The 14,334-nt window shown below is 45.8% G+C and carries 8 protein-coding genes; 5 read left to right on the top strand and 3 right to left on the bottom strand.

All coding sequences use genetic code 11. The features are described from left to right. Positions 1-31: 31 nt before the first annotated feature. The gene (locus QT998_RS16865; RefSeq protein WP_333115819.1) at positions 32-2,206 is read right to left on the bottom strand and encodes an O-linked N-acetylglucosamine transferase, SPINDLY family protein; all 2,175 of its coding nucleotides are present in this window, start codon (positions 2,204-2,206) and stop codon (positions 32-34) included. Positions 2,207-2,305: 99 nt separating this feature from the next. Here QT998_RS16865 and QT998_RS16860 point away from each other — a divergent pair, with 99 nt between their 5' ends. From QT998_RS16860 to QT998_RS16840, 5 genes are all read left to right on the top strand, one after another. Next, entirely contained in the window at positions 2,306-2,968 is a 663-nt protein-coding gene (locus QT998_RS16860) for a glycoside hydrolase family 108 protein (RefSeq protein ID WP_194009441.1), read from the top strand. A 419-nt stretch (positions 2,969-3,387) separates the two neighbouring features. Continuing rightward, complete coding sequence (locus tag QT998_RS16855; protein WP_333088737.1) at positions 3,388-3,603, top strand: hypothetical protein; 216 nt, start codon at positions 3,388-3,390, stop codon at positions 3,601-3,603. Beyond that, on the top strand, positions 3,543-4,517 hold the full coding sequence (locus QT998_RS16850) for a serine/threonine-protein kinase (protein WP_333088738.1): 975 nt from the start codon (positions 3,543-3,545) through the stop codon (positions 4,515-4,517). Before QT998_RS16855 ends, QT998_RS16850 begins: the two co-directional genes overlap by 61 nt. Before the next feature lie 581 nt (positions 4,518-5,098). Continuing rightward, positions 5,099-8,602, top strand: coding sequence for a PAS domain-containing sensor histidine kinase (locus tag QT998_RS16845; protein ID WP_333115817.1), 3,504 nt, complete (start codon positions 5,099-5,101; stop codon positions 8,600-8,602). Between the two features lie 184 nt (positions 8,603-8,786). After that, entirely contained in the window at positions 8,787-10,058 is a 1,272-nt protein-coding gene (locus tag QT998_RS16840) for an FAD-dependent hydroxylase (RefSeq protein ID WP_333115814.1), read from the top strand. A 148-nt stretch (positions 10,059-10,206) separates the two neighbouring features. On the opposite strand, the gene QT998_RS16835 is transcribed toward QT998_RS16840, so the two are convergent. Then, positions 10,207-11,412, bottom strand: a complete 1,206-nt coding sequence (locus QT998_RS16835; protein ID WP_333115812.1) for a catalase — start codon at positions 11,410-11,412, stop codon at positions 10,207-10,209. 23 nt (positions 11,413-11,435) lie between these two features. Continuing rightward, complete coding sequence (locus QT998_RS16830; protein ID WP_333115809.1) at positions 11,436-14,222, bottom strand: phospholipase effector Tle1 domain-containing protein; 2,787 nt, start codon at positions 14,220-14,222, stop codon at positions 11,436-11,438. Positions 14,223-14,334: the final 112 nt, after the last annotated feature.

Below are 14,334 nucleotides of genomic sequence, written 5' to 3'. Positions count from 1 at the left end.
TCCGGTGTTACCGGAAATGATATTAGTCATCCTATTTTACACAACTTTTTAAACACCCATACATATCATCAGCAAACTTTTTAGGATTCCACAGCGGCGACAAATTAGCTGGGTCTTTAGACTTCATCAAATATGCTTGAATTGCCTGTCTCAAATCACCATCTTTACCCAATTTTACACCCATATCCACATATTCCTCCCAAGACTGAGCGGCACCAGTTTCCATCCCCAAAACCTGCAAAAACGAATAACCCATTCTCGACAAAAATTGCTCTCCGGTACGAGTCACCACAGGCAAATTAAACCACAAAGCCTCTAAAGTGTGAGTTCCTCCATTATAAGGATAGGAATCCAACAAAACATCTGCCAGCAAATAGACAATTCTGTGTTCTTCCTCCGTAGCAAACCTCGGCAAAAACTTAATTCGGTGTTTGCTGACTCCTTCAGCTTCGCAAGCTTGGTGATACGCAGCCTCAAACACCGCAGCATCGCCCAAAGCTTTGTGAATTAAAACGCTGTTCGGCACTTGTTTGAGAATCGCAACTTGTGCTTTTACTAAGTCGCGATTAAATTTTCGGCCCGGAGCGACGCACAGGTAAACTATCTGATCCAAACCGATCCGATTCGACCTTCTCAATGCCACCGGATCGACTCCGTACCTCTGAAAACCTGACACCGCTACAAAAGAATCCGGCATCCTAATTAGCTGTTCGTCATAATATTTTTCGCGACCTTCTGGGTGCGAGTGCCAGTCTGTAAGAAAGTAATTTTCCGAGGATATGTAAGGTGCATCAAATCCCAACCAAGAAATACAAACTGGTGCTGGTTTTTGGTAGAGAATGTCTGCGTGAATCGGTACGCTGAGAGAATCTAAATCGACTAAAACGTCTAATTCATCTTGCTGAATTTGGGCGATAATTTCTGCGGAATTGGCAAGTCCGTTCGGGTAAGTTTTGGGAAAAGTCAGTTTGCCGAAACTTTCAAATTGCTGAGTGCGATCGTCTGGAATAATTCTTTCGGAAGCGTATAAATGCAGGTTGGGTGTGATGCCGGACAATTCGCGAATGATGTCAGTGCTGCACCAACCTACAGAATGGCGGCTGAAGTGATTGGATAAAAAGCCGATTTTTAATTTGCTACCTGGGGCTTTTGGTTGGTAACTGTAATTTGCAGGTTGAGGAAAATTAGGTTTGATACATTTGTCAACGTACTTTTTGGCAATTAATCTGTAAAGTTGAGAGTTGGCTGCCAAGTCATCTCGCAGATAGGGCGTGCTGAATAAGAAGTTTGCATAAAGCGATTTAATTTCTACCGAACTTGCCGTTTCTAAGTTTTGCTGCAAGTAGGATTCTAATTCTAAAAATCGATCGCCTGCAATTTGATTCAATCCCGATACTTGATAGGTGCTGACGAAGTAAATCGCCGTCATAATAGGATCGGTTTCGGCGCACATTTGGCTGTATGCGTGCACGGCTTGCCGCGCGGCTGCTAAATTGCTAGTATCTCTGAGGATGCCGCACAAATGTTGGTGGGCCGAAATAAAATCGGGTTTAATTTCTAGGGCTTTTTGCAGGTTGGGTATGGCGTCTTTAAATTTGCCTTGGTGGCGCAAAATTATGCCAATTTGACAGTATGCTTCGGGTAAATCGGGTTTTAATGCGATCGCCCGCTGCCATGCAGCTACAGCCTCATCTAGCTTTCCCTGCCGCGCTAATTTATCTCCCAAATTTATGTAAAAATCTACCTGAGCCAGATGGGGATTGAGTTCGAGAGCTTTTTGTTCGTAGGCTACAGCAGCATCAAACTGCCCTTGCTGCTTCATCGCCCCTGCCAAATTCCAGTAAGCAGCGGCCAAAGTTGGTTTGAGTTCGATCGCCTTTTGGTAATTGACAGTCGCCTCCACCAAACGCCCTTGCTTGTAGAGCATACTGCCTAAATTAGCATAGGCCTCAGCAAAATCGGGATTCAGGGCGATCGCCTCCGAATAAAACCGCATCGCTTCCTCAATTTGGCCGCTGGCTTGCTGCACGTTACCCATTGTCACGTAAGCCGCCGCGCAATCCGGTTGCAATTCCAGAGCTTGGCGACAAGCAGCGACTGCTGCTGCTAAATCACCTTGGGAGTAATAGGTTTCTGCAACGACTGTCAGCGATGCAGCATCTTCAAATTGGGGTGTTTCGGATTGGTTGCGAAAATCGGAATTCATTTGGCGGCCTATCTGTGCTATCAAGTTAAAGGTTGAATCTATATTATTTTGCAGAGTACCAGTTTTAGCGGAATTACGCGCGATCGTCACAGAGAATTTATGAGCGACAAGCAAGCGACACAGCACCAACCTAACATCAAGTGGAAGCCAAACCTCCTGCTGGGGATACTCTTGTTAGCCTTAGCAATCCCCTTGCCTTTTGCCCAAAAGACTCTCGCACAGCAGCAAACAGCGAACTTTCGGCAGCGAGTATTTCAAACTGCTCTTTATTTCACCTTATATTTTGAGGGTGGATTCAGCAATCACCCAGCCGATAAAGGCGGCAGAACCTATCGGGGCATCCTGCAAACAGAATACAACTCGTACCGCTACAGTCGCGGGCTGCCGCCCCTTGACGTGACGCAAATGTCGGAAGCAGAGCTCCTAGAAATTTATAAATATTACTGGGATTCTAGTCTTTCGGGAACTATGCAGCCTGCTTTGGCGATCGTCATGTTTGACACCGCAGTTAATTTCGGTATTAACAATTCTATTACATTTTTGCAGCAAGCTTTAGGATTGCCCCAAACTGGTATTTTTGATTCGCGCACCAGGGAAGCATTGAAAGTCGCTAATAACAAAAATACAGCGCTACAAATGATTAACGAACGGATTATTTACCGCTACAAACGGGTGCAAGAAGATCCGAGTCAAATGGCTTTTTTTCGGGGTTGGCTGAGCCGCGATTACAGTTTGTGGGGCTACGTAAACAAGATTAAGTAGTTGGCAGTTGGCAGTTGATTGTTGGCAGTTGGCAATTCGGAATTATAATCAACAAATAACAAATTGCTCGTTACTTTCGCTCTGCCCGGTAATGCAGGTGCGGAGGCTCTGCCTCCTTCTATCTCGCGGCTTCTGGAGAGAGGACTGTAGGAAGTGCTTAAGTTATACCATTTTTCTAAAGATGTGCTATAGATGAAGTCTTAGCCCCCCGCGAGTTCGGGGGGGGTAATATCTAGCGCTACTTTATGAAATTGGTATTATTAAGTTTTCGATCCTTAGATACGAAAAGACTGTAGGAAGTGCTTAAGTTATTAAGTTTTCGATCCTAAAAGACTAATCAGTTGAACATAAACCGCCCATAACAGAAACATAAAAACAAAACCTATAGCGGCTGCACGAGTAACTTAAACCATGAAAATATGACAGTAGAAGAAGCAATAAATTTTTTAGACAATCTGGTGTACGAACAAACCCAAAAACGCCTAACTCGGTTGCAACAGTCGATCGCGCGAGGCGTTTTAGGGGGTTTGACGTATCAAGAAATTCAGCAAAACGATCCGCCCGTGGCTACACAGTGGGCTACCTGGCGCGGTATGTCGGCTACAACTTGTGGAAAGACCTCACCAAGGTACTGAAGCAAGCAGGAATTATTGAAGCAGAAGAAAGAGTAGTCGGAGCAAACCTTTGGGACTGCATCATCAGAGGTGTACAAAAAGGCACGCAACCAGCTCAATCTCTGGATCCGATATTGGGACAACTGCTGCGGATGCGTTACCGAATCCGAGAACATTTGGCGAGCACCGAGTACAGCGATACCTATCTCGCTGAAGATGAAAATTTGCCCGATCGACCTTTGTGTCTCGTCAAGCGCCTGAAAAGCCAGTCAGACAGAACCAGCCAGCTATTCGATCGAGAAACGCGCGTATTGTATCGCTTAGGAAAACACGATCGGATACCGGAATTGTTAGCTCGATTTGAAGAAGATGGATATTTTTATTTAGTCTATCAATTCATCGAAGGAGAACCCCTGTATCAAGAATTAATCGAAGGTCAACCCTGGGAAGAAGATCGCGTTATTGCTTTGTTAAAAGATATCTTAGAAGTCCTGGCCTTCGTTCACAAACAAAATGTAATTCACCGCGACGTTCACCCTCAAAACTTAATCGAGCGTGCATCAGACGGCAAGATTGTATTAATTGACTTTGGAGCAGTTAAAGAAATCAACATTTCGCAAAATAGCACAGGTCAAACGCGATCGCGCGGCGGCACCCAGCAAGACTACATTCCCCCCGAACAAGCCATCGGTTCGCCAAAATTTTGCAGCGACATCTACGCTGTCGGAATCATCGGCATTCAAGCCTTGACAGGGATGCGGCCGAAACAACTCAAAGTCGATAATTTAGGCAATCTCATCTGGCAGAAAAATGCAACTGTCACCCCGGAGTTTGCTAGCATTTTAGACCAGATGGTGCTGTACGCTTTTCCCCAGCGTTACCCATCAGCAACCGAAGCAATGCTCGCACTTCAACAATTGACAGTTGACAGTTGACAGTAGTCATTAGTCATTAGTCATTAGTCATTAGTTAAAGAACGAAACCCAAGACCATTGATGTGAGATTTGATACCAAAATCCGGTTTTAATACGCCCTATTGAGTCTCGCGTTGCGCGGACGAAAGTTTGTGTAGACGCGGTTTCAACCGCCGAGTCTTATTTTTTGTGCCGTTAGTGCAGCCCGCCCCTATGGGAGGCTGATCAACGTAGAGGATCGCACAATCCGCCACCATAACCCCTCCAACGACTGACTGCAAACACTCGCCTGAACCGATGAATCGGGCGATGGCTAATTTTTGACATAGAATGAAAAAAACCGAAGGAACAACAAACAAGCAATCTTTGATTTTCACTAACCAGCCCAAAAAAATCTTGAATTACGCCAAATTTTTTCTACATCTCTAGCCTTCTACTTTTAGTTGACACTCTCTCTGAAATTAGATAAGATAATTAATATTTTGGGCTAGGCAATTTTCACAAGATATTAAGCAGCTTTGTATAAGGCGCAACAATATAACGACAGTCTTTATTGTTACCTTAGATAAGTATAAACTCCAATAATTTGAGGTATCGAGAAATTGGAACGTTTTGAACCCGCACAAGCGCAGCCACCTTCAACCACAATTGTTGCGCTCCAGTCTTTTGCCAAAAAAGCTGGAATTGCAGTAATCGCGATCGGCTGTACAGTCATTTTGGGTTGGATCTTCGATCTGCAACTCTTAAAAAGCATTCTGCCCGGACTCGTAACCATGAAAGCCAATACAGCGGTATGCTTTATTTTGGGCGGGCTTTCTCTGTGCCTCCAACAACAAGGACGCGCCAAATTAACAACAATAAAACTTCAAAAAATATCTAAATTTTTAATTGTTAGCAGTTCCATTTTAATCATACTCATTAGCCTGTTAACCTTAGTTCAATACAGCTTTAATTTAGAATTAGGCATCGACCAACTGTTATTTAAAGAAAGTTACACCTTGCCAAACCCCGGAACACCAGGACGCATGGCACCGAATACTGCTGCTGCTTTTTTATTTCTGGGAACAGCCCAGTTGCTGCTGTCACAACGCCGCCCTAAATACCCGCCGGTTCAAATATTAAGCTGTTGTACATTTTTAATTGCATTTCTGGGTTTGATAGGCTATTTCTACGGCAAAGCTTTATTTTACCGAATTGGCGATCATACAGGCATGGCCTTGCACACGTCCGCAGCATTTATGTTGCTCAGCCTCGGCATTTTATTTACCAATCCAGAGCAAGGATTAATAGCAGTAATGGCGAGCGATCGCGCGGGCGGCATCATGGCAAGGCGCTTGTTGCCACAGGCAATCATTATTCCGCCTTTAGCGGGTTTTTTAATCATTTACGGAGAGCGATTTCAAGCCTACGAACCAGAGCTAGGACTATCGCTGTTAAGTGTCTTGAATGCGATCGTTTTTACAGTTCTGATTTGGCAGAACGCGAAAACTCTGTGTACCGCAGACCGGAAGCGCTATCGAGCAGAACTGGGACTTAGGAAAGCTAAATCAGACTTAGAAACTCAAGTTGAAAAACGGACTCTTCAACTGCAAGTCGCCAACGAGCAATTGCAGCAACAAATTATAAATTCTCAAACAACAAAGCAGGCGCTTGAAAAAAACTACAACCTGCTGGTGACAGTCATTAACAGTACGCCAACAGCCCTATTTGTCAAAGATATTCATGGTTGTTACATCATGCTAAACGATGCGGGCGCTAGTATAATTGGCAAATCTGTCGGCGAAATTATCGGCAGAGATGACAGCGAGTTATTTCCGCCCGAAATTGCGAGCAATATTAGGAAAACAGATCGCCAGATTGTAACAGCGGGAAAAACGCAAGTTATCGAAGAACAACTACCAATTAAAGGCAATTTGCGGACATTTCTTTCGACAAAAAACGCTTACCGGGACGGGCAAGGAAACATCAGCGGAATAGTTAGCGTCGCGCGGGATATTACTGAGAGCAAACAAGCCGAAATTGCCAACAGAAGTCTGGCAGCAATTCTGGAAGCAACGCCGGATTTTGTAGGTATCTGCGACCTCGAAGGACGTGCCGTTTACATCAACAAAGCAGGCAGAAAAATGGTGGGTATCGACGAAAATACAGATATATCCCACCGACAAGTTGCAGAATTCACGGCAGCCTCAGCCCGCAGTGCTTTGAAAGGCGCGATCGCCACCGCTGTTTCCGAGGGCTTTTGGAGTGGAGAAACAACCTTTGTCTCAGCATCGGGCCTGGAAATTCCCGTCAGCCAAGTCATCCTATCCCACTCGGCATCCGACGGCAAACTCGCATACATTTCAACTATTGCCCGCGACATGAGCGATCGCAAACAAGCTGAACAAGCGCTGCAAGTGTCTCAAGCTCGTTTCGCCGGGATTGTAGAAATTGCCGACGACGCGATTATTTCCGTCGGTGCTGACCAAAAAATTATCCTGTTCAACCAAGGTGCAGAAAGGATTTTTGGGTGTACTGCAGCGGAGGCGATCGGGCAATCCCTGAGCCTACTGTTGCCCGAAGCTTTTGCCACCTCTCACAGTCACCTCGTCAGGAATTTCGGCGGCGTTAAACAAGCCCGAAAAATGGGCAACCGCAAAGAAATTTTCGGGCGCCGCCGAGACGGTACGGAATTTCCCGCCGAAGCTTCTATTTCCAAACTCGAAGTTGCAGGCGAAATCATCTTCACAGCTATTTTGCGCGACGTGACAGCCAGCCGGCAAGCCGAAGAATTTGTGCGTTTGAGCGAGGAAAGATATCGATCGCTGGCAAGGGCCACCGCACAGATGGTTTGGATGACCAACGCTAGCGGACTCTTCGACAAACCTCAGCCGGATTGGATGGCTTACACGGGCATGAGCTTGGAAGAGATGACGGACAACTGGATACAAGCAGTGCACCCAGAAGACCGCGATCGCACAATACAAGCTTGGATGCGCGCCAGAGAAACAAAAAGTCTCTACGAAGTCGAGCACCGCTTGCGGGGTGCAGACGGCAGCTACAGACACTTCTGGGTGCGCGCCGTCCCCATTTTGGCAGCCGATGGCAGCGTTCGCGAGTGGGTAGGAACTCACACCGATATTAGCGATCGAGTGCAAGTTTTGGCAGCGATGGAACAATCAGCCGCACAATATCGATCGCAAGCAGTCCAGCTCGAAAAAGCTCTCCGCGACTTGCACCAAGCTCAAACTCAACTAATCCAAACCGAAAAAATCTCTTCACTCGGCCAGCTAGTTGCCGGAGTCGCCCACGAAATTAACAACCCGATTAGCTTCATTTACGGCAACATCACCCACGCCAGCGAATACGCCAGAGACTTGCTCAGTTTACTCCACCTTTACCAGAAAAAATACCCAAATCCCCTCCCAGAAATTGCCGAAGCAACGGAAGATATGGAAATCGACTTCTTAATGGCCGACTTTCCGAAGATTTTGGAATCAATGAAAGTAGGAGCCGATCGCATCCGCGACTTAGTTGTATCCTTGCGGAACTTTTCCCGACTCGACGAATCGCAGATGAAGCTAGTAGACATTCACGAAGGAATCGAAAGCACTTTGCTAATTTTGCAGCACCGACTCAAAGCTAATGCAGGTCGTCCGGCTATTAAGATTATCAAAGAATACGGCAACTTTCCAAAAGTCGAGTGCTATCCAAGTCAGCTCAATCAAGTATTTATGAATCTTATAGCAAATGCGATCGACGCCCTAGAAGAATACAACAGCAATCATTCTTCCCAAGAAATATATTCTCCTCCCAACACAATTCGGATTAGCACCAGTGCGAATTCAGACACCGCAACAATTCGGATAGCCGACAGCGGAATCGGAATCAATCAAGAAATCATTCGCAAGTTGTTCGACCCATTTTTTACTACTAAACCCGTTGGCAAAGGCACCGGATTGGGACTGTCAATCAGCTATCAGATTATTGTTGAGAAACACCGAGGCCAATTGCAGTGTGTTTCCGCACCCGGGGAAGGTGCAGAGTTTATCGTAGAGATTCCCATTTGCCAGAAATTATTAGCCCTGGCTGCAGAAAACGTCAAGGAAATGGTCAGCAGTCATTAGACAGTTGACAGTTGACAGTTGATAGTGGGCAGTTGATGGTTGTCATTAATCATAAATTTCTCAACGTCTCCCCATCTCCCCGTCTCCCCATCTCCCGTCTCCGTCGCTCGATCGCCCTAAATCGAAATAACTCTTTACAATAAAAAAGTAACAATCCAATTAACTTTGACAAAATCCCTTGAAAATGCCTGTAAACCAACTTTCTCAAACAGTGGCCCCCCTCCAGACACCAACACTCGACTTTGACATAGCCATCGTCGGAGGCGGCATAGTTGGCGCTACCTTAGCCTGCGCCCTCAAAGATTCAGGATTAAAAATCGCCATAATTGAAACCCAACTCCCCGCAGCAGCAGCAGCCAAAAAACAAGCTTATGCAATTACTTTACTGTCGGGAATGATTTTAGAAGGTATCGGCGTATGGGAGCAAATATTGCCACAAATCACCACCTTCGAGCAAATTAGTCTCTGCGACGGCGACTATCCCGGTGTCGTCGAATTCCACCGCCCGGATTTGGGAAATACTGGCAAATTGCCGGTGCCAAAAACAGCTTTAGGTTACGTTGGCGAGCACCGAGTCATGCTTTCTGCTTTGCAGGAATCTTTGGCAAAAAATCCAAATTTTAATTGGCTTTGTCCTGCCGAAGTAGTCGAAGTAAAATATTTAACTAATTCGGCTGAAATTCAAATCAAACAAAACGGCGAAACTCGCACAATTCGCACCAAATTATTAGTTGCAGCCGACGGTTCGCGATCGCGCATCCGCACCGAAGCCAACATCAGCACGCGCGGCTGGAAATACTGGCAATCCTGCATTGCTATCACCATTAAAGCAGAAAAACCGCACAACGATATCGCTTTTGAGCGCTTTTGGCCGAGTGGCCCGATGGGAGTCTTACCATTACCTGGGAACCGTTGTCAAGTAGTTTGGACTGCACCCCACGCGGAGGCGAAAGCTTTGCAGTCAATGGACGAAAAAGAGTTTTTAGCTTTGTTAGAACAGCGCACGGGCGGGCTTTTGGGGCGTTTGGAATTGGAGAGCGATCGCTTTTTGTTCCCGGTGCAGTTAATGCAGAGCGATCGCTACGTGTTGCCCAGATTAGCATTAATTGGCGACGCTGCCCACTGCTGCCATCCTGTCGGCGGACAGGGATTAAATATGGGCATTCGAGATGCTGGGGCGATCGCCCAAATCTTGCAGCAAGCCCACCAAAAAGGCGAAGACATCGGCGATTTACGAGTATTAAAACGGTATCACAACTGGCGCAAAAAAGAAAATTTAATCGTGTTAGGCTTTACCGACTTTCTTGATAGATTATTTTCCAATACTTGGCTGCCAATTGTAGCATTTCGCCGCTTCGGATTGTGGTGTTTGCGAACAATTCCCCCAGTCCGATTTGTATCCTTGCGGCTGATGACCGGCTTAATGGGCCGCCCGCCAGAATTAGCCAAAAATTAGATTAAGACGGCGGTTGAAACCGCGCCTACAAAAACGATGTCCGCCTCCGCGGACTGAAGAAATAATGTAATTTCAACCCCCCGGTATTCAACCCTTGGCAATGCGCGTGAGTGTTTGTGTAGACGCGGTTTCAACCGCCCAGTCTTCTTCAAAAGGTCTCGTTTCCAGTTGGTTCTGGGATTGGGTCGCTCAGACCTAGCTTCTGATAGCGATAGGAAGCGACAACCGGGTAAACAATGCCACGCAGCCGATTTATTGCACCAACCGGACGATGGACTGCTAGACCGTTCCAAGGAGAAAATCGCAGGTTTTCACAGAAATCGTATTGTTTCTCAAAATTAATGATTTGATGCTTGACAGTGAGACGACCTACTGTGAAGAAAGGAGATTCCCTTTCCTTCCAAGTAATCGTGGTATCGTCGATCGACATCTTGGAGTTGGTTTGGAATTGAATGCCAAAGTCCCAACAAAATTGAGCATCAGGTTGGAAAAGGGCTTGAATGATGTCATCCCGGTAGTAATTGTCGAGTTTATTGGGATCTAAACCTAAAGCTTTGGCGCGATCGCTAAAAGGAAGTTTAGGAATCCCAGGTCGAGACTGAGATAAAATCTTGTTGTGCGGCGGTTCGCCTGAAACTGGAGTAAACGCATATTTAATCACAGCCGGATATTCGACAGGAACTAGACTCGTTTTGGAAGCATCAAAATCGGGTTTGAGACCCAAAGCAGAGGCTGAACTGCTCCAATATCGTTCTGTTAGTAAACTTTTCGGAGTCGAACTCGTACCCTTGAGGAGTGCTAAGAATTGCCTCGGATGTTGATACAGCCACTTCTTTGTTGCCTCCTTCGACTCAACGACGGCAGAAAAAAAGCCGTAGTAATCTTTGATGTTTTCAACAAAGAAAAACGCTGAATTATGAACAATAAGATCCTGGGTTTTCGACTCATAGCTTTGCACCAGCCGTTCCCCTTCAACTCCCATCACTTTCACTGCCATTGAGCGGGTGTCTGGTTCGCAATCATTTTTGGGTTGGAAAGCCCCGTTGGCAAATCGCAGCCAAACAGGATATTCCTTGGGCAAAGACAGCAAGCCTTGCTTAAGGGAAATAGCATTGAGTTGGGAAGAAGTCAACGAGGCGCGTTTGTTCAACTCGCGTTTAATCGCTTCCTCATCAAAGTCAAAGATTTCGAGAATTCCTTTAACAGCAGCATGGCTTTTGGTGTGAGTATCTCGCAGCGCCCGCTCCTTGTCCTTATAAAGATTATCCATGCGGATATTTGTTTGCTCGACTAGGCGATCGCAATATTCACGTTCATTCTGTTCGGGATATTCTGTAAACAACTTATTGCTCATATTTTCCTTGATGCGTTTGCTGATTAAACGGGTTTCCAATTGTAGCGGTAAAACGAAATTCGATAGTTTTTACCTTGAGGAATGTTGCGGTGTACTACCTCAGAAAGCGTTTTGGTATTGTGAATAATTTCCCAGCCCACAGGCGAAAAAGTTTCTGGATTGAAGATGTTTTCTGCTAATAAAGGATTGGTGAACGCTTGAGAAAACGCATCAATTCCGATTAATCGTCCCACCAAAGGAGGTAGGGCTGAGTTGGGACGCAAATCTTCGGCATAGAGTCCGACATAAAGCTCAATATTGTCTACGTGTCCGTACAAACTTTTTAGTTCTCGTTGAACTCTTTTATTGCCACTAATCTGATCAAAATCGGTGACGCGGGGATACTTGCACAACTCACGATAATCGTTGTAGCTTCTCAGTTTTGATTGACGAGCCATGCGAATACTGGCTAACTCGGTTGGTAACAGAAATTCAGGCGTATTGAATAAACTCAGTTGCGCGGCGGGTTGGGAACAACTTTCTTCAAAGATGCCTCCTAACCCCTTGCTGATAATCATGTTGTTGTTCCACATGGAGGCAGGCATGGGTACTGTCTCTTCGTTGTGAATGAGAGTATCAGGCAACATACTGTGCCAGCGGTATACCAAACTAAATTCTACCGACATCCAATTATGGCGATACCATTTTTCATTAGTGAAGGCCTGTGGATCGGTGAAGAATTGGAAGTGATAGGGAGTAATATGGTTGATGTAATCTTCTAACACAATCCTGAGAAATTCAACTACTACAATGTTTCTGGCAGTTTGGAACAGACGTTCATCATCCCAGGCTGGATAGTTTTCTGCTAAGATGTCGCACACGCGATTGTGTTCTCTCAAGCAAAGAACGTTCAGCATGACATAGCCAATTTGCACGTTTGCCCGTTCTAATTCAATTCCCATCGCGAATAATTTTTGTTTTTTTTCGGGAGAGAATGTCTCGGATTTTGGGATGGAATTTTCGGTGTAAAGATGAGGTAATTCTGCGAATTCTTCTTTGGCTCGTCCATCCTCGTCGTAGTAGAACGGAGGATATTCTTCGCCATTAATAAATTGGCTTTTCATCTTGCCGCCTTTGTGCGATCGCAACATCTGTGTAATCTTGGGGTTCAACCCATAGACATTACACAGATCGATATGGTGGTTGGAAGTATTTTTACGGTGATCGTCGCGGGCTGTACGCAGAAAGCTATCAGTGAACCACTGCACAAAATAGGGAAACATCAGTGAAGATTTGGGCGAGTATTGTGTCTCCCCGTCTTTGCGATACAAAATTTCCAAATCCTGAATCGGCGGCAGATTTTTCTCAAACTCTTCGGTAGGCGCTAAATTAATGCCGACGTGATTTTCGTTGGTCAAGGGTTTCCAATCTAAAGGCGGCAACTGGAGTCCAGAGTACGAGCGATCGATCAATGAATCCCAAGATGTGTAGGGAGACATAGTGCTAAACTGATAGGGACGAACCGGAATCTTATTGATGGCATTGTTGATCAGTGTCTTATTGACTTTTTGGGCAAGACCTGAATTGTTTTGAATAAAGCTCCAAATTGGCTTTAAGCCAGTTAAAGCTGCCGTCTCCAGTTTGTTTTTAAATCCGTCCCGTGAAGTATCTCTTTTGCTTGCCATTATGGTTTTTCTTTCTCGGTATTTTCCGGTTCTAGGAGGTGATGCTGCTAATTTTTCAGATTCTCGGTATTGCTCGGTTCTAGGTGGTGATGTTGCTAATTTTTCAGATTGTGATGCAGTCTTTTCTGCCTGCTGGATGGAATCAAGTTTTGGGAGATGTCGTTGTAGATTTTTGGGGCGGTAATCCTGGCGGTTTTGCAAGCGCAAGATCGTGCTTTCATGCAGTTCTTCAATTGCATCGCTCACTTCACGCAACTTGATTCCTGCTAATTTGAAAACCCCTGGATCGTTCTTAAAGTCACACTCATAATTAGGATTGATACCTGTTGGAATGACGCTAGGATCGAATTCTAGCCCAAGTCCCAGTTTACGGGTTGAATCCAACATCCACTGCAAGGCGGCATCTGATAACCCACTGTATTCTTTCGTTCCACCGCCTACGCAGCTATGTCCGCCGGGAAACCAAACTTGAATTACCCGCTGGTTCTCAGTATCAGGATGCTTTTTCATGGGAGTTACGTCGAAAGCTTCGCGGATTTCGTCGATCGCCACGGCGTGCAACGCATTCTGAATCCCTTTATTTAAAGTCGTGTCGTGAAATCTGTAGCGCTTGTTGAGTTGTTCGTGAACCTGCTTGAAGGCAGGTACACTAGGAATTCCTAGGGAACCGACGGTATCGAAACAACCAATCAAGGTAATCGGGACGCGATCGCCATAGGTGTCGCGGTAATCGGCAGCCATTTTATCTCGCGGTTTAACGTCTCGATGACGGTAAAGCTCGTAAGCTTCGTGGGTTTTAGTCACGTGAGGGCGTGATAGAAGACCGGCGCAATAAATCATTCCCGCTAGACTTCTGACGGTGTAAGCACCGCGACTGAACCCGAATAGATAAATTTCGTCACCATCTACATAGTTGAGACTGAGGAACCGATAGGCATCCTCAATGTTGCGATCAATTCCGAGTCCCGTGGCTCCGCCTAAAATCTTTTGACTCTCGGTGCCAATGCCTTCGTCATAAAACACTACCTGTGGAACTCCATCACTTGCGATCGGTTTCACAGATTGAGCCAGCTTAACTACATTGCTTGGGTAAGGACTCGATAGCTGTTGCCAAGTTCCATCACAGCAAATAACCAGACGTTTCATGTTTCACCTCAAAAGCTTTCACTCGGCCTAGCGTGCATTGCAACGCATCTTATCAGTTTAGTAACTGCTTGACACTCCTCGGTCTGAAGACGCGAGGATTCTTGGATCAATT

This window comes from Microcoleus sp. S1D4 (assembly GCF_036700765.1).
Classification (GTDB): Bacteria; Cyanobacteriota; Cyanobacteriia; order Cyanobacteriales; family Microcoleaceae; genus Microcoleus.
This window is presented reverse-complemented; position numbering and strand designations above follow the sequence as displayed.